Source organism: Acinetobacter sp. ANC 4805, assembly GCF_022549495.1.
In the GTDB taxonomy this organism is placed as follows: Bacteria; Pseudomonadota; Gammaproteobacteria; order Pseudomonadales; family Moraxellaceae; genus Acinetobacter.
This window is the reverse complement of sequence record NZ_JAKZGD010000005.1, coordinates 175,076-197,849: the sequence shown is the minus strand read 5'-3', so window position 1 is coordinate 197,849 and position 22,774 is coordinate 175,076. Positions and strand designations below refer to the sequence as shown.

Sequence of the window (22,774 nt, the reverse complement as noted above, 5' to 3'; positions counted from 1 at the left end):
AATATGATTAAAAATTGATCATTTAGCTAAGTTATTTCACAAGAAACCTAAACTTAGCCCATAGGCAGATGCCGCAAGGTTTGATATATTCAGCGCACGGATACCACCGTAAGTGAGCATCAGATCAAAAATTTTATTTAGATAAAATTTTACATCGACGAGATATTCACCAACAACTCGGATAGGTCCTAAAGAATTATGCCGACGCCGAAGGCTTATTATATCGGCAAAATGGCAAACTGTTGCGTTTAATTGTGCATCTGCACATACAGTTTGTTCATAAAAAATATGTTGCCAGCAAATTTGTTGGCTATTAAACGTAAACTGATCCACATCAGACAATTTGCTCCCTGATGTCGCATTCAGGCTAAAGCGTTGATGCATTGGAACTGCTAAGCAGAGATACGATGATCATTCCGTATCAAGACTTCCAGATGGATCGACTTCAATGCTCAAGACAGTGAAAGTCGCCATCCAATGCACCGCTCACCCGCCAGTGAAGCGTCTAGGAACTTTGATTATGCTGGGTCTAACGATATTTCACAGATGTAAAACATGGATGAAATATCAATAGGCTAAAGATTAAAGCAGTATTGCTGACATCGAAATAACCGTATCAAAGCACAAACTGAATATTTACGTCAGTGGTTTCAGAGCATGATCTACAAAGCTGCTTCTGAGTCTTGATCGCGCCAATTTGATGTTTGCTCAAAAGTATTGGGCTTGTTGTTTGTGTGCATCACTATTAGGTGTCACACCCATGAAACGTATGTTGATTAATGCAACCCACGCCGAAGAAGTTCGCGTTGCACTGATTACTGGTAATCGCCTTTACGATTTCGATTTAGAAAATCGTACTCGTGAACAAAAAAAATCAAATATCTATAAAGGTCATGTCACTCGCGTTGAGCCGTCTTTAGAAGCGGTTTTCGTTGAGTACGGCGCACAGCGTCAAGGCTTTTTATCAATGCGAGAAATTGCAAACTCGTATTTCAAAGCGGATCCTCGTCAAACTTCAAATATTCGTGAACTTATTACCGAAGGCACGGAGTTACTGGTTCAAGTTGAAAAAGAAGAACGTGGCAATAAAGGTGCTGCGCTTTCGACTTTCATCTCACTTGCTGGTCGTTATTTAGTTTTAATGCCAAATAACCCGAAAGGTGGCGGTATTAGCCGTCAAATTTCAGGTTCGGTACGTGAAGAGCTGAAAGAAATTTTAGCCTCTTTAAACATACCACGTGGCATGAGCGTAATCGTTCGTACAGCGGGCATTGGTCGTACACAAGAAGAGTTACAACTCGACTTGCAACACTTACTTGATCTTTGGGCACAAATCCAAGGTTCAGCAAGTTCTGGGCCATCACCAATGTTGGTTCATCAAGAAGCAGGTGTCGTAACACGTGCGATCCGTGATTATTTACGTGATGACGTGGCTGAAATCCTGATTGATAGTGAACAAGCCTACAACGAAGCGTATAACTTCGTAAAAGCAGTGATGCCACGTCAGTTAGACAAATTAAAAACTTATACCTTGAATGAGCCATTATTTGCTCATTTTGGGATTGAAAGCCAAATCCAAACCGCTTATGAACGTGAAGTCAAACTTCCATCTGGCGGTTCTATCGTGATTGATCAAACTGAAGCTTTAGTTTCAATCGATATTAACTCTGCGAAATCAACCCGCGGACACGATGTCGAAGAAACGGCTCTAAATACCAATTTAGAAGCAGCAGAAGAAATCGCACGCCAACTTCGTTTACGTGATATCGGTGGTTTAGTGGTCATCGACTTCATTGACATGACCAAAGACCGCAACCAACGTATGGTTGAAGCGAAACTACGTGAAGCGACACAAAGTGATCGCGCACGTATTCAGTTCGGTCAGCTTTCACGTTTTGGTCTCATGGAAATGAGTCGTCAACGTTTACGTCCTTCTTTGGAAGAAGCAACAGGTTATGTCTGCCCACGCTGTCATGGCACAGGTATGGTACGCGACTTACGTTCGCTGTCACTTTCAATCATGCGTAAAGTGGAAGAAATTGCCTTACGTGAACGTCAAGGTGAAGTACAAGTTGAAGTGCCTGTTGAAATTGCAGCATTCTTATTGAATGAAAAGCGTCACAGTCTAGTTTACTTAGAACAAACCTCAAATGTACGTGTCACCGTATTGCCTCACCCACACTTGGAAACACCACATTACCAAATCCAGTTCAATCCAGACGGCTTTGCACCATCAAGCTATGAACGTACCGAAGCAACGCGTTCAAGCGAAAAAGAACTAGGCTATGAGTCTTCTGACTGGCATTTAGAAGAAGCAGAACACACGCATGCTGCACCTGCACAAAACAATGCCGCAGCGCAGCAAAAGAAAGCTGCACAACAGCAAGCAGCTCAACCTAAACAAACACAACAAGCAGTTGCACAAAAGTCAGCTAGTCCTTGTGCTTGGTTAGAAAATTTATTTGTTCAAAAGCAAGCGCAAACCACTGATCAATCACGTTCAGCACAAAATGCAGCAGCATCAATTGAACAAATGATTAATAACGGTGCGGTAAGCCGTGGTCAATTTGGTCAGGTCAATGTACCTGTTACAACGACTGAAGCAGTCGCACCCGTTGCAAATAATGCTTATATTTCACAATCACCAGTGAAACAAGAAGCACGTGAATCATTTGAGAAGGATGAGAAATCTCATCGTCCAAATCAATCACAAAACCAAAAGAAACGTAAGCATAAAGAGCAACGTGAACAGCATTCACATGTGCATGAACAACAACCGAATCAAGTGCATGAAGAAATCGTTCAAGTCCCTTCTCGTCAAGAACAACCATCACGCCAAGAGCAACGTGAGTTAAAGCGTCAGCAAAAACGCCAACAACCACAAGAGCATCAAAACCAACAGCAACATCATGATGCTGTACATGGAAATAATGATAGCACTCCATTACCACGTCGTGATCGTAATAACCAACAACGACCAAACCGACCAAATCGCCATCGTGACCAGAGTGTTCTAAACGAAATGCCTATTGCAACAGAACCTGCTGTTAATCCTCAGCAAGTTAAAGTTGATGTAATTAATGCACCTCGTACCGAACCCATGAACACAGCACTGATCGTCAACATTGATCAAGGTCAAAGTGAAATTGTTGCACTCAACGCACAACAAACTTCAGCCCCTGCTGCAAAAGTAGAAGCTGCACCTGTTGTTGTAGAGAAACCTGAAACAATTGAACCTGTTCAAACAGAACAAGCTGTTGTTGAAGTTGCAGAAGAAGTCGCTGTGGCGGAAACAGCTCAAGCACCTGTCAAACGCGCGAGCAATGATCCACGTTCACGCAATCGTCAACGTAATGCTCAAACTGCGCAAAAAACAGCTGTACCTAAAATTGCACCATCGCAAATTCCAACGCTGGGTCAATACACATTAGGTAGCTTGATTCGTCATGTCTATGGCGAAGATTGCACGATCTTAATTGAGCAATTTGGCTTAGTAACAACGTTTAATCGTGCATTACAAAAGTTTGCTGAACAATATGCAACTACATTAGTGGTTGGAACAACTGTTGAAAAAAAGCGCCCAGTAACACGTGATGCTGAACTTCCAACTCAAAAGCCAACTGAAGAAGCCGAACCTGCACCAATGCTGGCATTAACGCCACCAGAAGCAGCGGCAATTCGTGTTGCCAATGATCCACGTGAACGTCGTCGTTTGGCTAAACTTGCTGCGGAACAAGCAAAAGAAGCACATATTGCTGCAAATACAACTGTTGCGCCTGTTGAAACTACTGAATCGAAAGAAGAAGTGCAAGAAACAGTCACGACTCCTGTTGCAGAAGAAATAGCGGCTGTTACTCCAGAGCAACAACCACTAGAACTTGACAATACAGATGCTGCTCCAGCAGAAGTCATCTCTGCTGAAACTGCTGAACAACCCGTAATCATCGAGGCTGAACCTGTTGTAGAGGTTGTTGCTGAAACAACTCAAACTGTTGAAAACAATGAACCATCAACAAGTCCAACAGATGCCGAGGCAGAAGACGAAGCAGCAAAGGCGGAAAAAGAAAAGTCTAACCGCCCACCACGTCGCCCACGTGGACGCCCACCTAAAAAGAGTACGACTGGCAATGAGTAATTTGCTAAATTGCACTCAATAAGACAAAGCCTAGTCATTTCGATGACTAGGCTTTTTTGTTATTTTGTCAGATTAGGTTGATTGCTCTAGGGACTTACCAGTAAAAACAGCATCAACAACAATGATGTTAATGGTTGTGTTCTAACAGATAGCCATTTTGGACTAATCGAAAAATAAACAGGATTGATATGAGCCAAACTACGCAGACCGATATTATTACTCTTAGTGATGTAGCAACTAGACTTCCAAACTTCATCACCAAAGTACCTCATATCCTCAATGGACTTAAACAAGCGTACATTCGAACGCCAACCTCACCTGCTGGTCTAGGCATTGCCTTTGAAAAAGCAGTCAAGCGCAACCCTAAAGGCATCGCGCTGTTATTTGAAGAGCAAAGTTACAGTTACCAAGCACTCAATGAATGGGCAAACCAAATTGCGCATTATTATTTATCTCTTGGTGCTAAAAAAGGTGATGTGATTGCAGTGATGGTTGAAAACCGTCCTGAATTAATCGTATCAATTGTCGCTTTAGCAAAAATTGGGGTCACCATTGCACTGGTCAATACTTCACAAGTTGGTAAAGTCCTTGCTCACAGTATCAACTTGGTCAATCCAATTGCGGTGATTGCTGGTGAAGAAGTCCGTGCTGCAATTGATGAAGCTCGTCAAGATTTAAAAGTTCCACAAGACCGTTTCCATTGGTTTGCTGATCAAGAAACACGAAAAAATGCAGGCACAGCACCAAAAGGTTATGTCAATCTTGCACAACAAATTGATCAATTTCCTAAATTCAATCCATCTACTACGCGTACAGTAACGGGTAAAGATGGCCTGTTTTATATCTATACTTCAGGTACAACGGGCTTACCAAAAGCGGTTATTTTTACACATAGCCGTTGGACACTGGCTTATGGTACTTATGGGCATATTCTCAATCTTGGTAAAGATGATGTGATGTATGTGACCCTTCCACTCTATCATGCGACAGGTGTGGTGGTGTGCTGGTGTGGTGTGATTGCAGGTAGTGCAACACTTGCAGTCCGTCGTAAATACTCGACCAGTGCATTTTGGAAAGATGTTCAAAAGTTCAATGCTTCGGCAATTGGCTATGTTGGTGAACTCTGCCGTTACTTAATTGATGCTCCTGTCACTGAACAAGATCGCGCTCACCGTGTCACCAAAATGATTGGTAACGGGATGCGTCCAAATATTTGGGGTAAGTTCAAAGAACGTTTTGGCGTTCAAGAAGTGCTTGAACTTTATGCATCAAGTGAAGGTAATGTTGGTTTTAGTAATATCTTCAACTTTGATAACACTGTTGGCTTCTCTCCAACACCTTATGCAATCGTTGAGTTTGATAAGGAAAAGAATGAACTCGTTCGTGATAAGAAAGGCTACTGTAAGAAAGTAAAAACAGGCGAAGTTGGCTTACTCGTTGGTAAAATCACCAGTCGCTCACCATTTGATGGCTATACCGACCCAGAAAAAAACAAATCTGTCATTTTAAAAGATGTGTTTACTAAGGGTGATTCATACTTCAACACAGGTGACTTGGTTCGTGACATCGGCTTCCGTCATGCACAATTTGTCGACCGTTTAGGTGATACCTTCCGTTGGAAAGGTGAAAATGTTTCTACAACAGAAGTTGAGAACATGGTCTGCGAATATGACAAAATTGTAGAAGCAGTGGTGTACGGTGTTGAAATTCCAAATACCAATGGTCGTGCAGGTATGGCAGCAATCACGTTGGTCGATGGCGCAGAACTCAATGATGCTGATTTGGGCAATATGGTGAATGTGTTTAAGAAATGCTTGCCATCATATGCAATTCCAGTATTTTTACGCATTCAAGCGAAAGTTGAAACCACTGGCACATTTAAATACCAAAAGAATAAACTTAAAGAAGATAACTTTAATCCAAGTAAAACGTCTGAACGCTTACTGGTTTTATTACCAGGTGCGACGAGTTATTGTGATGTAAATGCTGAAATCTTTAATAATATTCAAAGTTATCAATACCGTTTCTAGTATAATTTTTAACTAAACAAGAGGAAATTGTGCTTTTTATAAACAAACATGCAGATGTTTTTAAATTTCCTCTTGTGTTAGCTGAATAACTTGCTAGAATACGCAACATCAAAACGAGATGGGTCGTTAGCTCAGCTGGTAGAGCAGCGGACTTTTAATCCGTTGGTCCCGCGTTCGAATCGCGGACGACCCACCATCTAATGTTTTGAACCCTTATCGGGTCGTTAGCTCAGCTGGTAGAGCAGCGGACTTTTAATCCGTTGGTCCCGCGTTCGAATCGCGGACGACCCACCAAATTCTAAAAAGCCCCATCATAAATGATGGGGCTTTTTATTTGATGTGAATATATCCCCTATCTAATCATAAGGTAAGCTGACACATTCAAAACCTATTTTAATGAACTCAATTAATTACAGTCTTCCCATAAAAAGAATAGTTGTATATGAAATTAAAAAACGTCAGCAGATTTGTATAACTAAGCTCAGCAAAAACATGCTATTCAAAGGCTGTAAACCACCTGACTTAATTACACACCAACCAATTAAAGCCCAATAGAAACAACTCGATATAATGTCTAGGAAAAACTGAGCTTGTTATTTAACTCAAATTTGAATCAGCTTCTACCAATTTACTTCAAAGTAAATGTAAATCAACTCGCTTCTACTTCAGCTTGTTTCGCATAACGGTCAACCACAACACTAATCATCATATCGCCTTGCACATTGACCACAGTACGTACCGTGTCCAGTACACGGTCAATTGGTAGCAAAATCGCAATTGCTTCTGCTGGCAACCCAACCGACTGCAAAACCATAATCATGGTCACCATACCTGCACTTGGGATTCCTGGTGCGCCTAATGAAGCAATCATGGCCGTTAAACACACAATGATTTGCTGCGTTAAACTCAAATCTAAACCCATCAAATTTGCAATGAATAAAGCGGCGGCTGCCTCATAAAGCGCAGTACCATCCATATTCAATTGTGTACCCAAAGGGATGACGAAACCTGCCGTTTGTGGTCGCACACCTAAATTTTCCTGCGCACACTTCATACTGAGTGGCATCGTCGCTGAACTTGAACTGGTCGCAAATGCGGTGACTAAAGCTGTGCGTGCACCTTTAAAGAAAGTGATTGGATTCATTTTACCAAAGATCCAAAGTAACGCAGGCAAAACAACCGCACCATGAAAAATCGTTGTTCCTGTCACAACGACTGCAAATTCAAGCAGTCGACTCAACACCGAAAGATCTTCGGTCGCGATCAACTTAGCGAGTAATGCAAAAATACCGATAGGTGCAAGCTTCATTACCCAACCGACAAGCATCATCATCATGACAAAGAATTGTTGGCAAGTATTGCGAACCAAGCTAAAGCTTTCACCCCCTTTGACCAATGCCACCCCAAGCAACAAAGCAAACACTACAACAGCAAGGACATTGCCTTCACTAAACGCTTTAAAAGGGTTAATTAAGGTGTTTTGGATAAAACTGGTGAGGAAACTAGATGGTGTGAGCGTATCAGGCGTCTGATGATTTTGCATGGCATCTTGGAAGATTTGAATATCAACTCCTTTACCTACATCAAACAGATGCGCACAACTAATACCTAAAATCAAGGCTAAGGTTGTTGTCGTTAAACAACTCAGTGCTGTAATTTTCCAGACTCGCCCAAATTGTCCACCGGCCTGTAAATTTGAAACCCCCACCACAATTGAACTAAAAATCAGTGGGATGAGCAGCATTTTGAGTAAACCAATAAAAATACTACTTAAAATACTAAGCCCATATAAACTCTGCTCAGTAAAACTGGCATGGGGATAAAGGGTTAACAGAAAACCACATATGACGCCAAGTATGGCTGCAATGAGAATTTGTGTATTTAAATTCATTCTGATTAATAAAATATTTTAGCTTGTGGCTACTATGGCACGCTCATATTGAAGAATCGAGCAATTTTTTGTCACAACCTTATGACAAAAAAGCCATCTAAACGATGGCTTTAATTTGAATTTTTCAAATCTAATTCTACTGGGTTTCAATTTCTCTGAGCCGAATCAAGCCTTCTTGAACCGTACTACAGACCAATTGACCATTCTGCCACATACGTCCAAAGTTGAGACCTCGTGAACTCGCACTAATAGTAGCTTCCATATCATAGAGCATCCAATCATCAGCACGTAACGGACGGTGAAAATAGATGGTATGGTCAATACTTGCACATTGTAAATTTGGAGAAATCCAAGATAACCCATGTGGACGCAATGCTGTGGTCATCAAAGTAAAGTCTGAATAGAACGCAACAATGGCTTGATGTAATGAAATCTCATCCAAATTTTGTGGAATACGATCATGGGTGCGAATGTAATGCGCATAAAATGGCGCTTCAGGTTGAGGCTGAAATGGATTGACAGGTCGTGTCGGTCTAATTTCCACATGGCGCTCACGCATAAAGCTCGTACGTGCATTTTCTGGTACGAAGTTGAGCATACTTTCTTTTAATTCTTTCTCAGATTTCAGCTCTTCTGGCGCAGGATATTCTGGCTCTTTGTGCTGATAATTCAAACCCTCTTCTGGGTTGGCAAAAGATACCATCGCAGAAAAAATTGTTCGTCCATGTTGAATCGCACGCACTTGTCGACTGGCGAAACTTTTACCATCTCTGAGTGGATCAACCTCATAAATAATCGGGGCATCGACATCGCCGCCATATAAAAAATAAGCGTGCAAAGAATGTGCTGGACGATTTGTTGTATAAGAGGCAGCTCTTAATGCTTGTCCAAGAACTTGTCCACCAAATACTCGTTTGCCGACCAAATTACGGCTCTTGCCTCGGAAAATATGCTCTTCCAACTTTTCCAAAGTCAAAAGTTCAACCAGTTCTTGAGTTAACGCATTCATGTAATTGCCTTCCAACATCAATGAGGAGAGATCAATCCATCCTTTAAGGATCGATCATTTTGATTGTGCCACAAATTCCAATAAATATGCTCAGGATAAAATGATTCATCCGTCACATTAATATCTACTTATAACCGCTAAAAATACGATTTTTAACGATAAAATCTACCAAATACGCTATATTTTGTCAGAAAATAACATATCGTTTCATGGCAGAATATCGCAAAATGTCATGTTGACGTTTGTGTTCATCGAGCTTCGCCTTGCGCTGCACTTTAAGCTGCGCTTTCTTATGGCACTATAACAACACCTCATGCTCAGGGTTATCATTTAGGAGTTTGTAATGTCCAAGACTGGATTTGGTCAAATGTATCGCCAACTTTCGAGTAAGTTACTTGACCTCGTGGTCACCCCACATGTTCTTGGTGAAGTTCCTACAGAGTCCACCGTAACTGAGCAAAGCACAACAGATTCAAATACCGTAATTTGCTATGTTTTACAAAATTATTCACGTAGTAATGCCTTAGTCGTCGATGGAGAGACTCGCCGTCTGCATCTAAAACCAGCTTTAGATGCAATGAGTTTTGGTAGTTATCAAGAAAAAAACTCAGTTCTATTTTTACATCAAAATGAAAATAACCTTTTTAACACACAAACCTACCCACCACGTCTTCTACAGCTCATCGAAGCATTAGAACAAACTGCTGAAGTAGAAGTTCAACTGGTACCCGTCACTGTACTGTGGGGACGTTCGCCAGACAAAGAAGATTCTTGGTTTAAATTATTATTTTCTGATACTTGGGCAACACCAGGTACAGTGAAACAACTCATGAATATTGGCTTACATGGGCGCGATTCATATTTAGAGTTTCATGAGCCTCAATCTTTACGAGAATTGGTAGATTATGCCAAGAAGCATCACCCAAATATTTCGCCTGCAACTTATATTGCAAGTTCGTTAGACACTTACCTCGATCAGCAACGTGAAGTGGTACTAGGCCCTGACTTATCTGACCGCCGTAATGTGATGCAATCAGTGGTGAAGGCACGCGATGTACAAGATGCCATTCGCCGTGAAAGTATTCAACATAAGATCAGCATGCTCGAAGCAGAACGTCGTGCAATTGGCTACGTAAATGAAATCGTTTCTGATTATTCAGCTTCTGCCGTTCGTTTTGCCGATATGGCTTTAACCCGCTTATGGACACAACTCTATGACGGCGTTGAAGTACACAACTTCAGTACTGTGCGTGAACTCGCAAAAGACTACGAAATTATTTACACACCTTGTCACCGTAGCCATATCGACTATTTACTCTTGTCATATGTAATCTATAAACGTGGCTTAATGATTCCATATATCGCTGCGGGTGATAACTTAAACTTACCGTTTGTTGGTCAGTTATTACGTGGTGGTGGTGCGTTCTTTATTCGCCGTTCATTCCGTGGAAATGCACTATATACCTCTGTATTTAAGGAATATTTATATAGCATTCTGTCACGTAACACCCCAATCGAATACTTCATTGAAGGTGGTCGTTCACGTACTGGACGCTTACTTCCACCGAAAACAGGTATGCTCGCAATGACCGTACATGGTCATTTACGTGGACGTGCGAAACCGATCGTCTTCTTACCAACGTATATTGGTTATGAGCGCTTGATGGAAGGCTCAACTTACGTAGGTGAAATGCAAGGTAAGCCAAAAGAAGCTGAATCAATTTTTGGTATCGTCAAAACCTTACGAAAAATTGAAAGAATCTTTGGCAAAGTACACGTCAACTTTGGTGAACCTGTTTTCCTTGATGATATTTTAAAGCAGCATAATGCAGATAAAATTCAGATTGAAAAGAATGATGCACCGATTCCTGCTGAAGTGTCTCGTGTTGTTTCTAGCTCAGCCAATCTGATTTTAGAAAATATTAACCGAGCAGCGGTGATCAATCCTGTTTCTTTACTGTCTTTGATTTTATTGGCAACACCAAAACACACACTAGATGAAGAAATCTGTATTAAACAGCTTGATATCTACCGTGATTTGGCGACACAGCAACCTTATGATGAACGCACTCAAGTAACATCATTATCAGGTAAAGAAATCATTGCCTACGGTTTAAAACTCAAGCTCATTAAACGCGTGCAGCATGTTTTAGGCGATATTATTGCAATTGAAGATAATCAAGCCGTCTTGCTAACTTACTTCCGCAACAACATTTTACATGCCTTTGTATTACCATCATTGGTTGCATCATTGGTTGAGCATAACGGTAAAATTAATAAAACAGATTTAAGCAATGTGATTCGGACTTTATATCCTTTCTTAAAAGCTGAACTGTTTATGAAATGGCAAGCGGCTGAATTACAACAGCACATTGATACATATATTGATGCGCTCGTTCAAATTGGTCTCATTTTCCAAGATCATGATGGTAACTTATTTAGCCCAACACCAAACAGTGAAGAACATCAGAAGCTTTTAACATTAGGCATGCCTGTTAAACAAAGCTTAGAGCGTTATTACATGACGCTTGCACTGATTACGCAACGTGGTTCTGGCAATATTTCAACCAAGCAAGTTGAAGAACTCAGTCATTTATTAGGTCAACGTTTATCTGTCCTATATGAGTTTAATTCACCTGAGTTCTTCGATAAGTCTTTATTCCAAAGCTTTATTAAAGTCCTTACACAGCAAAATTATATTCGTAATAATGAACAAGGTTTCATTGAGTATGATGATAATTTCAGTGAAATGGCTGCAGGTGCTCAACTGGTACTGGATGAAACGACATTGCAAATGTTGCAACACATCACAACGTTTAGTGATGAAGAACTTGCAACCGCTTTAGAAGCAATGGCATCACAGCAAGCAAAACGCCGTTTAAAACGCAAGAAAGCTTAACGCTATCAACATTCATTTCTTCTGTGTTAGTTAAAGCATGAATCGCTTTGGCTAACACAACCTATCGACGACACTCTAAATATTTAGGGTCATCTAAACATTTTAGTCGTTTGATTAGCTCGACAAAATACGCATCATAATAACCAGAATTGACATAACGATTGCGAATCTTCGCCACTAGAGCTTCATAACCTTGTTTTTCATATCCCGAAATATCAGCCCAATAATAGGCAGGTAAATGATTTTCCCATTGCATTGCCTGAGCAGCCAAAACATTACTATTTTTCACAAACCAAGTTCGGATTTGATGCCCAAAACCATTTGGATAAGCTTGAGGTCGAATCACAATATTGATTGCAAAATACGCGACTGGAAAATTTACAACTTGGGTCGATTCACCAAATTCCTTTTTCAAGTTATAAGGTAATACGCCATATGCTGGCGCAGCCAAGATATCGATCTTCTTTTGTTTAAACGAATCAACTGCGGTCGCAAAATCCACATAAACAGGTTTTGCCGATACACTTTGTACTAATGCCAATTGAGGCGGATTATTTTCCAGAATACCAATGGTCTTATTCTTTAATTGTGAAACTTTACTGATCTGCTGAGTATTCATGATCATATATGCTGTACCAATTGGAATCATGCCTAGCACTTCATAATTTTGATCTAGCATACGTTTTTCGACATTTGGATTGGTTAATAACTGCAACAACATACGTGCAACACGATTGTTTGAAATCAAACCAATTCCACTGGTACTTCCCATAAAATGGTTGTAACGATAGGTATGAAAATTAGATGCCACTAAACCTGAACATTTATTTTGATCAAATGCCTGAATCGCATCTTTTTCATCCTTAAAAGTATCAAACTTTAACTGAGTTTTATATTGAAGTGCATAGAGACGAATATCTTGTAAACGACGACTAATATCGCCCTGAGTACCAAGTGGGTCAAATACACACCATGTTTGCGTACCTGCCCAACTGGTTGTAGTCACGAATCCCAGCATGAGCATACAAATTATTTTTTTCATACTCCCCCCTTAATGCCTCACCACAAACCATGTGTACAACTCAGGCAGTTCCTTTACGGAATCTGTTGGTATTTTAACATCAAAATTCATACCAAACTTTCAAACTGTCTTGCAGTTTAATCTAATTATTTTCCATTACTATGTGCCGTTAACAGTTCGGCATAGTCATTAAAGCAAATCAAATGGTCAAATTTAAACCCTGTTTCCACCAACCGAGTTGCATAAATTTGCTTACCTGTCACTTGCTCAGATGCAAGCTCCACTTCAGGTAAACTCAAGAATTGCTGAAACCAACGTAAAATTTCATGCATAGCTAAAGGGGTGTTATTGGTCACGATATAGCTCGATTGCACTTGGTCTAAGGTCGCCAACAATGCTAAAAACTTTGCCAAATCATCAATATGGATCCGATTACTAAAATGTAAGGTTGGATAGCTAAGAGTCTGCTCAGCAAGTTTTTTTAATCGGGCAATCGATGTGCCATAAATGCCTGTTGGGCGCACAATAATGCTCTGCTGCGGATAGTAAGCCTGCCACAACAACTCCATCTTCCGAAGTAAATGCCCTTGCTCATCGATTGGCTGAATCATTGACTCATCATCAATTCGCTCCCCTGCATTTTCGCCATACACACGGGTGGAAGAAACGATGATGATACGTTGAACAGGATGCCCTTTTAAAGCTTCAACAATAGGCTCAATACTATCAACATAGGTTTGCTGATATGCCGCTATGCCACTTTGTGAAGGTGCAAGAATCACATAGACCACATCAACTGGACGAAGTTGCGCTAAATCGAGCTGCTGAATATCTTGAAGATAATGTGTTGCGTAACAATCTGTTTTTTGACTACGGCTAATTGTGCTAATGTGGTGAGCTTGCTCAAATAAGTATTTAGCAACACGCTGAGATGTTTTACCATAACCAATAAATAAAATATGCATACATACCCTTGACCAGAGATGACTTCAATCCAGAAATTACAAGGCGTTGGTGCTGCCGCAGCAACCCTATTAGAAAAGCTTCATATTTTTAGCACGGATGATTTGCTGTTTCATCTTCCGCGTGACTATGAAGATCGTAGCACTATTATTCCAATGAATCAGCTGGTTGTTGGGCGAAGTTATCTGCTTGAAGGCGAAGTCCGATCAGTGGATTTCCCCCCTGGTAAAAAGAAATCTCTTGCCGCTTTATTACAAGATGATTTTGGCAAGGTCACTTTACGTTTTTATCATATTTACAAAGGTTTAACTGATCGGATCAAAATGGGGCAACAGCTCCGAATTTTTGGTGAGGTTCGTGTCGGTGCACGTGGCTTAGAAATGTATCATCCAGAGATACAAGTCATCCAACAGCATACGCCGTTACCTAAAACCCAACTCACGGCAATTTATCCAAGCACTGAAGGACTGACTCAACCCAAGCTACGTGAATATGTACGCCAAGCCCTACAGCACCATAGCGATGACTTGGCTGAGTTATTACCGAATAAATACAGCAATGGCTATGAACTTAAACAAGCATTAGAATATATTCATGAACCCCCTGTTGATGCCAACATGCAACAACTCAATCAAGGTTCACATCCTGCCCAACAGCGTTTAATTTTTGAAGAACTGGTTGCCCATCAAATTAGTCTGTTAACACGCCGTGCCTATATTCGCCAAATTGCTGCACCTCGTTTTGATAGCAGTAAAGTCTTGGCTAAGGCATTATTAGACGGGCTTCCTTTTCAAATGACCAATGCACAAAAACGAGTTTCTAAGGAAATCTTGCAAGATCTCAAGCAAGATCAACCGATGCTCCGTTTAGTCCAAGGTGATGTGGGAGCAGGTAAAACCTTAGTCGCAGCAGTTGCAGCCTGTCATGCACTAGAAGCGGATTGGCAAGTTGCATTGATGGCACCAACTGAGATATTAGCTGAGCAACATTATTTAAATTTTAAACGTTGGTTTGAGCCGTTAGGCATCCAAGTAGCATGGCTTTCAGGCAAGCAAAAGGGCAAAGCGCGCACTCTAGCCGAACAACAAATTAAAGAAGGACATGCGCAGCTCATTGTAGGAACACATGCCTTATTCCAAGATACTGTGGGGTTCTCCAAACTTGGTTTAGTCATTATTGATGAACAACATCGCTTTGGGGTTGATCAACGTCTTGCCTTAAGAAATAAAGGGGCTGACCAATTCACCCCACATCAATTGGTCATGACAGCAACACCAATTCCCCGCACCCTCGCGATGAGTGCCTATGGTGATTTAGATACCTCAATTATTGACGAATTACCGCCTGGACGTACGCCTATTCAAACAGTCACCATTCCGTTGGATCGTCGTGAACAAGTCCTGCAACGGATTGCCAGCAATTGTCGTGAAGGTAAACAAGCCTATTGGGTCTGCACCTTAGTTGAACAGTCTGAAACCTTGGATGCACAAGCGGCTGAGGCGACCTACCAAGAAATTAAAGAACGCTTTCCAGATATCAATATTGGTCTAGTACATGGCAAAATGAAGGCCGATGAAAAACAAGCAGTCATGCAAGCATTTAAAGACAATCAATTACAACTGTTAATTGCCACTACCGTGATTGAGGTTGGAGTCGATGTCCCGAATGCATCTATTATGATTATTGAGAATGCAGAACGTTTGGGGCTTTCCCAATTACACCAATTGCGTGGTCGGGTTGGGCGTGGTGCTACCGCTAGTTTTTGCGCTCTACTCTACAAAGTACCTTTGTCTCAAAATGGTCAGGAACGCCTTTCAATCTTACGTGAAAGTAATGATGGTTTTGTGATTGCTGAAAAAGATTTGGAAATCCGTGGCCCCGGTGAACTCTTAGGAACCAAACAAACTGGAGATATGGGCTTTCGTGTGGCACGTTTAGAACGTGATGATCATTTACTCACACAAGCACATTATGTCGCTGAACAAATTTTAAGAGATTACCCACAACATGCTGATGGACTATTAAAACGCTGGCTGCCCGAAGCCCCAAGATATGCTTATGTTTAAATTCATTGGCAGATCAACACAACAGCTTTTTGATTATCTAACCCCATGCAGCCTGTGTGATATTGGGATTAAGAAACAATACGGAGTATGTCAAAGTTGTTGGGAACAATTACCCTGGTTAAAACAATCCATCGAGCGTAACCAACAACAGATTTTTGTTGCCTGTCATTATCAATATCCGATTGATCGCATCATTCAACAGTTTAAATATGAGCAAAAATTTCATCATCAACGTATATTAGAAGGGCTATTACAACAAATAAAACTTCCTAAAGTTCACGCAATCGTTCCAATGCCGATTTCAGCAGATCGCTTGGTCGAACGAGGTTTCAATCAAACATTGCTACTCGCTCAAGCACTGAGTAAAAGCTTAAATGTAGCCATCTGGCAACCCGTGCAACGCTTGGCGCAACATTCGCAAAAAGGTTTGTCACGCATAGAAAGACTAGAAAATATTGAACAGCAATTCGTGGCTGCACCACCCAATCATCTTCGTTATCGAAAAGTCTTAATCATCGATGATGTTGTGACTACAGGGAGTTCGATCACTGCTTTATCACACGTCTTACAACAACTTGGCTGCCAACAAATTTATAGTATCTGTTTAGCAGCTGCAGTAAATCATCAAGCTAGTACACTAGATTTTGCTGACACCATGGAATCACCACATGTTGAGTAAGAGGTGCAAGTAAAGTCGATTGATCATGCAAATCAATCCATTTCATCTCTGCAATTTCAGCTGCAATATGCGGTGCTTGTTTCAATTCCACCTCATAAACATAACTCATCAACAAATGATCAGGCTCATTTGCCGCAGCTGTTTCAAAGCGCCCGACAAACTGTTTGATCTCAGATTCGCAACCGATTTCCTCTAAAATCTCACGTTGTATCGTAACTTCAGGAGGCTCATTGCTTTCTAGTTTGCCACCCACTTGCATAAAGGCCTGTGTGTTCTGTTTACGTACCAAGAGCAATTGGTTGTGTTCATTCAGTATAATCGCCGCAGCAACCGTTATTGTTTTCACGTACTCTCCTCAGCCCTGAATATCTGTCGCAGACATCCATTTGGGTGTCGCAGGTTGATATGCTAAAAATGCGGTTAAAATATCATGGATATTATCTGCGACAATCAAATTTTCCACAAAACGAGCCTGACTAAAACCACGATCCACCGAATCTTGGATGGTTTGAATCAATCCATCATAGAAACCATCAATATTTAAAAATGCACATGGTTTTCGATGAATACCCAACTGATTCCATGTCCATTGTTCAAAGATTTCTTCCATCGTGCCTGCACCACCAGGCAATGCGACAAAAGCATCGGCTAACTCTGCCATTTTAGTTTTCCGTTCATGCATATCATTGACCACATACAGTTCAGTTAAACCCGTATGTGCTAATTCTCGATCAACCAAAGCTTTTGGAATGATGCCGATTACCCGTCCACCTGCTTGTAGTGCACTATCGGCAACCACTCCCATTAAACCAGAGCGACTACCGCCATAAACAAGGATTTGACCTTGCTGCGCAATTGCCTGCCCTGTCGCTTGTGCAATTTGTTGATAAATAGGATCATTACCGAGAGAAGAACCGCAAAAAACACATATAGAATTCATACAATTAAAACCATTTTATATAACTGTCATGCTGATAAAGTAGGCTATGTAACAAGATTTTTTTAGAAATTAACGTTTAGGCAAGTGTTTTTCGTTTCATCCTTGTCTAAAATACACGCTGGTTGTCAGCACAATGCTGAAAATCTTACATTGGCTGCGCGAGGAAAAAAGACATGCTTGAAGCCTTTTATGCCACAGAGCGCGGTAGTCTAGAAGATGCAACAATCAATGGGAGTTTTGATCTCCACCCCGAGCTGGTTTGGATTGATCTGATTGCTCCATCTCAAGAAGAACAACAATGGGTATTGGATGCCTATGAGCGAAACTTACCTACATTAAAGTCACTTGAAGACATTTCCTCATCTGCACGATTTTACCGTGATGATGATGGTATTTTGCATATCAGTACATATTTTTTAACAAAGAATAAAAACTATCAGGTCGATGGCGATACAGATGAGTCATTGCATATGCTCGCAATGGTACAAACTGTTGCCTTTATTTTACATAAAGATCGTTTATTTACGATGCGTGGTGAAAAGCTTGTTGCTTTTCGTGCTTTCCGCGCACGCGCACGTCGCAATGACTATGACATGGACTATAAAGACCCGACTTGGATCTTATTAGGATTATTAGAAGCTAAATTGGATGAGCTTGCGGATATCTTAGAAGATATCCACAAGGACTTGGAAAGATACTCTACAGAAGTTCTGAATAATCATCACCGAGAGAAAGTTTTAGACTTGGATGACATGATTACTCGGCTAGCACAACAAGAAGATATGCTTGGAAAGGCACAACTTTGCTTAATTGACTTGCGCCGAGTACTGACCTTCCTCTCTCGCCCACGTGCTTTGGGCAGTCATATTTACGATGCTGATATTCGAGAACTCAGTGAAGATGTACGCTCACTGGTCGAACATGATGCCTTCTTATTCCAAAAAGTGCGATTCTTACTGGATACTACGTCTGGATTTATTAACACCGAGCAAAATGATACGATTCGTCGATTCTCAATTTTACCTAGTATGCTTGCACCACCAATGTTGATCGCAAGTATTTATGGGATGAATACGGATGAATTACCTTTCGCACATGGTAATTTAAGCTTCATGGTGGTTGCAGGTATTTTGATGGCATTCTTAATATTGCCAATGATTTACTTCCGCTGGAAGAAATGGATTTAATGTTTTTATATCCAGAATATTTTGGCTAAGGTCAAAATATTCTAATCAATTTATGACAAATTAAATGAGACAAGATCTTTTTCGTTTTCAATAAAATAATCCATCAAAGCATCATGCCCTTTGGTTTGCCATTCTACATACTCATTTGTACTTAAAAAAACAACCAAGATAAAATTATAATTTATTTCTTTAATTTCAATTTGATAAGGTAAAAAATTTAAAATATTTGATGTGTTAATTGGTAATAGAATTATCCCTTTTACATCATTCGCGATAAGACGAATATCATTAAATAACTGAACGAAACCAATGCCTACTTGTTCATGTTCTTCACTATCTTCTAGCATCGCAAATAGCTGTCTGATTAAATGAGTATCACCATCAGAAACCATAATATAAATATTATTTGTATTTGTAGGTATTGAAAAAATAACTTGTAGATTTACATCACTTTGTAATGTGATTACAGCTTGATATCTTTTTACCCCATCCTCTCTTTCAAAATAATAAAGATTGCAGTCATCATTAAATAGATCATTACCGATCACCGCATTAAGGATAACCGAACCTTTTCTTTGTATATCAGACATGCTCTTAGTCTTCATTTTAAAACAAAAAAACAGAGTTAATATTAACTCTGTTTTTCAATCTACAAGATTTCATCAAATCAATTTTAAATCATCTTGTAAATGACAAGCTTGGATGACTTTTAGCATTTTCTCAGACACATTTTTAAAATGCAGACCTTTATTATTTGGTGTTTGACGCAACCATTGCACCAAAACAGCTAAAGACAAAGTATTACCCTGTTCAAGCTGAGCAAGATCAACAACCAAAGGAAATTCCTTATGCTGTTGAATATGCTTCAAACCTGTCAAATAAACCTGTTCCGCATTTGCAAAATCAATTGTTTTTGAAACAATCAACTGTTGATCAATATACTGAATCACCCTTCACCTACTTATTTTTTGCTAACAGCAGCATCAGCATCTGGTTTAAACGTTGCAATCGCTTTATTTATATCACCACCATTACGCTGAACGGTTGCTGCGAATTGGTTACGGAACTGCAAGCCCAAGTCAATACCAGAGACATTGATATTACGAACTTTCCATTGATCGCCCTTATCAATTAACTGGAATGATACAGGAATCTTTTCACCATTATGAGAGAAGTCCAAAGTCACGACTGGGTTCTTAGTATTAGTCGATTTAAACGGACGCATGGTGTAACTTTGGTTCGTATACTTTGCAAAAGCACCACCGTAGTTTTCGATAATGACCGCACGGAAATTTTGTTCAAATTGAGCACGTTGTGCAGCAGTGGTATATTGATTATTTGCATATGTACCCAAGACGATACGTGTAAATGATTGCGAATCAACATACGGGTCAAGATTTTGACGAATAATCGTTTTCACTAAAGCAGGGTTATTCTGTAATTTAGCATGGTCTGCTTTTAAACGTGTAATTAGACCATCAGCAACACGTTTAACAAAATCAGGTGGGGTCTCTGTCGGTGCTGCAAATGCGGCACTTGCAAGCATCGTTGATAAAATGCTTGCTGTTAGCGTCTGTTTCAATAATGTATTCACTTCAATCTCCTAACCTGAATTACTCAGCAAATGATGGCTCTGCGTCAGCTGCTGCTAGCTGTGATGCTGAACCTTCTGTTGTTGCCGAGCCTGTTGTGGCTTTACTCGAACCACCAGTAATAAATTTACTAATTAAATCTTCTAAATCCATTGTGCCTTGGGTATTTGAAACCGCATCACCACGTTTTAAGTAATTCACACCACCACCTGGTACAACTTTCAAATATTTCTCACCCAACAAGCCATTGGTTGCAACCATAATATAAGCATCCTCATCCAGACTGGTGATGGAGGTCATGTTACTGATAAGTTGCTGTTCCATTGCTTTTTGTTTCGCTGCATCAGCTTGTTGATAATCAGAACTATAGTGCAATTCGTCTAATGCATTTTTTTGCACTTGTTTTAATTGTTCAGCATTAAAACTGGTTAATTTACCATCCAAATCAAACTTAACTGTTGCTAAACGTGTTACAGGGTCAAGCGTAATCGATTCCACACGACCAATGGTCACACCACTCATGGTGACCTTTGCACGTGATTTCAAACCATTTACGTTATCAAACTGCGCTGTCATGCTATAGCTATCACGTAGATTTGTACCTACTAAACCACTCACTTTCATCGCAAGAAAAAATAGAGCGATACCGAAGATAATCACAAAAATACCTACGGCCAGCTCACTAGTACGTGATTTCATTAAATCCCTCCGAACATGACCGCAGTCAACACAAAATCAAAACCTAATACACAAAGTGAAGAATATACGACCGTTCTGGTCATCGAAGTCGCGATACCCTCTGGTGTTGGATCACAAGCATAACCTTGATAGACCGCAACCCATGTACAAATCACCGCAAAAACAATACTTTTAATAATAGTGCCATTAAAAATATCATGCCCAAACTGAACTGTACTTTGCATACCACCCCAGAAAGAACCTTCATCAGCACCTAAAAAATCTACGCCAACCAACTTGCCGCCAATGATACCGATCGTTGCAAAAATCACAGTCAACATCGGCAAACTCACAATACCTGCCCACAAACGCGGAGCCACAATTTGACGAAGTGGATCAACACCAATCATTTCCATACTGGCCAATTGTTCACTCTGTTTCATTGAACCAATTTCGGCAGTGAGAGCCGAGCCTGCGCGCCCTGCAAATAGTAATGCAGCAACAACCGCAGCAAGTTCACGTAACAAAGTCAGTGAAATTGCTGTACCCAGCATCGCCTCACTACCAAAAGTGACCAAAATGCTATACATCTGTAAGCCAAGGACAGCGCCAATAAACAAACCTGACACAGCAATAATCAGCAGAGACATGACCCCAACACGATGCATTTGATAGACAAAGCGTTGAAAGCCACCCTTTGAAGGCGCTGAAAATAAAATCTGGATGAGCATAAGTGATGCTGCACCTATCCCCTTTATTCGCTCAATAACGAGTCTACCTAACCAGGCAATCGTATTCATACACGAACCTCGTTATCTAAATATGCTTGATGAGTAAATTGATATTCAACAGGACCCTCAGCTGAGCCTGTTAAAAATTGACGTACAAATGGGGAAGCATGTGCCTGTAGCTGCTCAGGTGAACCTTCACCCTGAATTTTGCCTTCAGCAACCACATAAATATAATCAGCAATCGATAATGTCTCTGCGACATCATGCGAGACAATAATTGTTGTTAAGTCTAAAGCTTCACGCAAAGAACGAATCAATCGTGTTAGAACACCTTTAACAATTGGATCTTGGCCAGCGAATGGCTCATCATACATAATCAATTCTGGATCAAGTGCAATCGCACGCGCTAAGGCAACACGACGATTCATACCTCCTGAAAGTTCAGATGGCATTAAGGGTTCAGCACCACGTAGCCCAACCGACTCCAACTTTAAAGCGACTAACTCAGCAATCAAATGTTCTGGTAATTGTGTATGCGCACGAATAGGAAATGCAACATTTTCATAAACTGACATATCAGTAAATAACGCACCACTCTGGAATAACATCCCCATACGTGCGCGTGCAGCAAACAAGTCTGGACGAGACATGGCTGCAATATTCTTACCATCGAGCAATACTTCACCATGATCAGGGATTAACTGCCCACCAATCAAACGGAGCAAAGTGGTCTTACCTGTTCCTGAAGGCCCCATAATTGCAGTAATTTGACCACGTCGAATTTTAAGACTAACATCATCATAAATGACGCGTTCCCCTCGGTTAAAGCTCAAGTTTTTAACTTCAATTAGGGCTTCAGCATCGAGAGGAGATTTGTTATTCATACTGGCATTCATTCCTGCACTTTTTATGCACGCATACTATACACTGAAAGATTAAGCGCTTGTTTTTAT

The 22,774-nt window shown here is 40.6% G+C and carries 19 protein-coding genes and 2 tRNA genes; 8 read left to right on the top strand and 13 right to left on the bottom strand.

All coding sequences use genetic code 11. From position 1 onward, the window contains the following. Positions 1 to 36: 36 nt before the first annotated feature. Positions 37 to 384 carry a hypothetical protein gene (locus MMP60_RS08775; RefSeq protein WP_241335905.1) on the bottom strand — a complete coding sequence of 116 codons (348 nt, stop codon included), beginning with the start codon at positions 382 to 384 and terminating at the stop codon, positions 37 to 39. A gap of 376 nt (positions 385 to 760) precedes the next feature. On the opposite strand from MMP60_RS08775, the gene MMP60_RS08770 reads away from it, so the two are divergent. The 4 genes from MMP60_RS08770 to MMP60_RS08755 all read left to right on the top strand — a co-directional run bounded on the left by MMP60_RS08770 (position 761) and on the right by MMP60_RS08755 (position 6,459). Continuing rightward, the gene (locus MMP60_RS08770; protein WP_241335904.1) at positions 761 to 4,135 is read left to right on the top strand and encodes an Rne/Rng family ribonuclease; all 3,375 of its coding nucleotides are present in this window, start codon (positions 761 to 763) and stop codon (positions 4,133 to 4,135) included. Positions 4,136 to 4,323: 188 nt separating this feature from the next. Further along, a complete protein-coding gene (locus tag MMP60_RS08765) occupies positions 4,324 to 6,165 on the top strand; it encodes a long-chain-acyl-CoA synthetase (RefSeq protein WP_241335903.1) in 1,842 nt (613 codons plus the stop codon). Between the two features lie 120 nt (positions 6,166 to 6,285). Further along, positions 6,286 to 6,361 (top strand) — tRNA-Lys (locus tag MMP60_RS08760). A gap of 22 nt (positions 6,362 to 6,383) precedes the next feature. Further along, a tRNA-Lys gene (locus MMP60_RS08755) sits at positions 6,384 to 6,459 on the top strand. A gap of 355 nt (positions 6,460 to 6,814) precedes the next feature. Here the strand turns inward: MMP60_RS08755 and MMP60_RS08750 are convergent. After that, positions 6,815 to 8,056, bottom strand: coding sequence for a dicarboxylate/amino acid:cation symporter (locus tag MMP60_RS08750; protein ID WP_241335902.1), 1,242 nt, complete (start codon positions 8,054 to 8,056; stop codon positions 6,815 to 6,817). 136 nt (positions 8,057 to 8,192) lie between these two features. Continuing rightward, entirely contained in the window at positions 8,193 to 9,065 is an 873-nt protein-coding gene (locus MMP60_RS08745; RefSeq protein WP_241335901.1) for an acyl-CoA thioesterase II, read from the bottom strand. A gap of 343 nt (positions 9,066 to 9,408) precedes the next feature. Between MMP60_RS08745 and plsB the strand changes: the two genes are divergently transcribed. Further along, on the top strand, positions 9,409 to 11,964 hold the full coding sequence (gene plsB / locus MMP60_RS08740; RefSeq protein ID WP_241335900.1) for a glycerol-3-phosphate 1-O-acyltransferase PlsB: 2,556 nt from the start codon (positions 9,409 to 9,411) through the stop codon (positions 11,962 to 11,964). 61 nt (positions 11,965 to 12,025) lie between these two features. Here the strand turns inward: plsB and MMP60_RS08735 are convergent, their stop codons facing one another. Both MMP60_RS08735 and MMP60_RS08730 read right to left on the bottom strand, forming a co-directional pair. After that, positions 12,026 to 13,006 carry a putative solute-binding protein gene (locus tag MMP60_RS08735; RefSeq protein WP_241335899.1) on the bottom strand — a complete coding sequence of 327 codons (981 nt, stop codon included), beginning with the start codon at positions 13,004 to 13,006 and terminating at the stop codon, positions 12,026 to 12,028. 125 nt (positions 13,007 to 13,131) lie between these two features. Further along, the gene (locus tag MMP60_RS08730) at positions 13,132 to 13,950 is read right to left on the bottom strand and encodes an NAD-dependent epimerase/dehydratase family protein (RefSeq protein WP_241335898.1); all 819 of its coding nucleotides are present in this window, start codon (positions 13,948 to 13,950) and stop codon (positions 13,132 to 13,134) included. An 18-nt stretch (positions 13,951 to 13,968) separates the two neighbouring features. Here MMP60_RS08730 and recG point away from each other — a divergent pair, with 18 nt between their 5' ends. Together recG and MMP60_RS08720 are read left to right on the top strand one after the other, a co-directional pair. Then, positions 13,969 to 16,014 carry an ATP-dependent DNA helicase RecG gene (gene recG, locus MMP60_RS08725; RefSeq protein WP_241335897.1) on the top strand — a complete coding sequence of 682 codons (2,046 nt, stop codon included), beginning with the start codon at positions 13,969 to 13,971 and terminating at the stop codon, positions 16,012 to 16,014. Beyond that, entirely contained in the window at positions 16,007 to 16,693 is a 687-nt protein-coding gene (locus MMP60_RS08720; protein ID WP_241335896.1) for a phosphoribosyltransferase family protein, read from the top strand. The genes recG and MMP60_RS08720 overlap by 8 nt, the downstream gene beginning before the upstream one ends. Here MMP60_RS08720 and MMP60_RS08715 read toward each other — a convergent pair. Next, a complete protein-coding gene (locus MMP60_RS08715) occupies positions 16,644 to 17,039 on the bottom strand; it encodes an NUDIX domain-containing protein (protein ID WP_241335895.1) in 396 nt (131 codons plus the stop codon). The genes MMP60_RS08720 and MMP60_RS08715 overlap by 50 nt on opposite strands. Before the next feature lie 9 nt (positions 17,040 to 17,048). Then, positions 17,049 to 17,633 (bottom strand): TIGR00730 family Rossman fold protein, encoded by a 585-nt coding sequence (locus MMP60_RS08710; protein WP_241335894.1) that lies wholly within the window; start codon positions 17,631 to 17,633, stop codon positions 17,049 to 17,051. A gap of 173 nt (positions 17,634 to 17,806) precedes the next feature. Between MMP60_RS08710 and MMP60_RS08705 the strand changes: the two genes are divergently transcribed. Beyond that, positions 17,807 to 18,820, top strand: a complete 1,014-nt coding sequence (locus MMP60_RS08705; protein WP_241335893.1) for a CorA family divalent cation transporter — start codon at positions 17,807 to 17,809, stop codon at positions 18,818 to 18,820. A 50-nt stretch (positions 18,821 to 18,870) separates the two neighbouring features. On the opposite strand, the gene MMP60_RS08700 is transcribed toward MMP60_RS08705, so the two are convergent. The 6 genes from MMP60_RS08700 to MMP60_RS08675 form a co-directional block, all read right to left on the bottom strand. Then, complete coding sequence (locus tag MMP60_RS08700) at positions 18,871 to 19,410, bottom strand: hypothetical protein (protein ID WP_241335892.1); 540 nt, start codon at positions 19,408 to 19,410, stop codon at positions 18,871 to 18,873. 72 nt (positions 19,411 to 19,482) lie between these two features. Continuing rightward, entirely contained in the window at positions 19,483 to 19,770 is a 288-nt protein-coding gene (locus MMP60_RS08695; protein ID WP_241335891.1) for an STAS domain-containing protein, read from the bottom strand. Positions 19,771 to 19,781: 11 nt separating this feature from the next. Continuing rightward, positions 19,782 to 20,414 (bottom strand): ABC transporter substrate-binding protein, encoded by a 633-nt coding sequence (locus MMP60_RS08690; RefSeq protein ID WP_241335890.1) that lies wholly within the window; start codon positions 20,412 to 20,414, stop codon positions 19,782 to 19,784. Between the two features lie 19 nt (positions 20,415 to 20,433). Further along, positions 20,434 to 21,111 (bottom strand): outer membrane lipid asymmetry maintenance protein MlaD, encoded by a 678-nt coding sequence (locus MMP60_RS08685; protein WP_241335889.1) that lies wholly within the window; start codon positions 21,109 to 21,111, stop codon positions 20,434 to 20,436. Next, positions 21,111 to 21,890: a lipid asymmetry maintenance ABC transporter permease subunit MlaE gene (mlaE, locus tag MMP60_RS08680; protein ID WP_241335888.1), complete on the bottom strand. Its 780-nt coding sequence runs from the start codon at positions 21,888 to 21,890 to the stop codon at positions 21,111 to 21,113. Before mlaE ends, MMP60_RS08685 begins: the two co-directional genes overlap by 1 nt. After that, positions 21,887 to 22,705: an ABC transporter ATP-binding protein gene (locus tag MMP60_RS08675; RefSeq protein WP_241335887.1), complete on the bottom strand. Its 819-nt coding sequence runs from the start codon at positions 22,703 to 22,705 to the stop codon at positions 21,887 to 21,889. The genes mlaE and MMP60_RS08675 overlap by 4 nt, the downstream gene beginning before the upstream one ends. Positions 22,706 to 22,774 lie beyond the last annotated feature (69 nt).

Excerpts from the sequence above, each read along its gene's own strand:
- MMP60_RS08775 (WP_241335905.1), bottom strand. The coding sequence starts at position 384 with ATGCATCAACGCTTTAGCCTGAATGCGACATCAGGGAGCAAATTGTCT.
- MMP60_RS08770 (WP_241335904.1), top strand. The coding sequence starts at position 761 with ATGAAACGTATGTTGATTAATGCAACCCACGCCGAAGAAGTTCGCGTT.
- MMP60_RS08765 (WP_241335903.1), top strand. The coding sequence starts at position 4,324 with ATGAGCCAAACTACGCAGACCGATATTATTACTCTTAGTGATGTAGCA.
- MMP60_RS08750 (WP_241335902.1), bottom strand. The coding sequence starts at position 8,056 with ATGAATTTAAATACACAAATTCTCATTGCAGCCATACTTGGCGTCATA.
- MMP60_RS08745 (WP_241335901.1), bottom strand. The coding sequence starts at position 9,065 with ATGAATGCGTTAACTCAAGAACTGGTTGAACTTTTGACTTTGGAAAAG.
- plsB (WP_241335900.1), top strand. The coding sequence starts at position 9,409 with ATGTCCAAGACTGGATTTGGTCAAATGTATCGCCAACTTTCGAGTAAG.
- MMP60_RS08735 (WP_241335899.1), bottom strand. The coding sequence starts at position 13,006 with ATGAAAAAAATAATTTGTATGCTCATGCTGGGATTCGTGACTACAACC.
- MMP60_RS08730 (WP_241335898.1), bottom strand. The coding sequence starts at position 13,950 with ATGCATATTTTATTTATTGGTTATGGTAAAACATCTCAGCGTGTTGCT.
- recG (WP_241335897.1), top strand. The coding sequence starts at position 13,969 with ATGACTTCAATCCAGAAATTACAAGGCGTTGGTGCTGCCGCAGCAACC.
- MMP60_RS08720 (WP_241335896.1), top strand. The coding sequence starts at position 16,007 with ATGTTTAAATTCATTGGCAGATCAACACAACAGCTTTTTGATTATCTA.
- MMP60_RS08710 (WP_241335894.1), bottom strand. The coding sequence starts at position 17,633 with ATGAATTCTATATGTGTTTTTTGCGGTTCTTCTCTCGGTAATGATCCT.
- MMP60_RS08705 (WP_241335893.1), top strand. The coding sequence starts at position 17,807 with ATGCTTGAAGCCTTTTATGCCACAGAGCGCGGTAGTCTAGAAGATGCA.
- MMP60_RS08700 (WP_241335892.1), bottom strand. The coding sequence starts at position 19,410 with ATGTCTGATATACAAAGAAAAGGTTCGGTTATCCTTAATGCGGTGATC.
- MMP60_RS08685 (WP_241335889.1), bottom strand. The coding sequence starts at position 21,111 with ATGAAATCACGTACTAGTGAGCTGGCCGTAGGTATTTTTGTGATTATC.
- mlaE (WP_241335888.1), bottom strand. The coding sequence starts at position 21,890 with ATGAATACGATTGCCTGGTTAGGTAGACTCGTTATTGAGCGAATAAAG.
- MMP60_RS08675 (WP_241335887.1), bottom strand. The coding sequence starts at position 22,705 with ATGAATAACAAATCTCCTCTCGATGCTGAAGCCCTAATTGAAGTTAAA.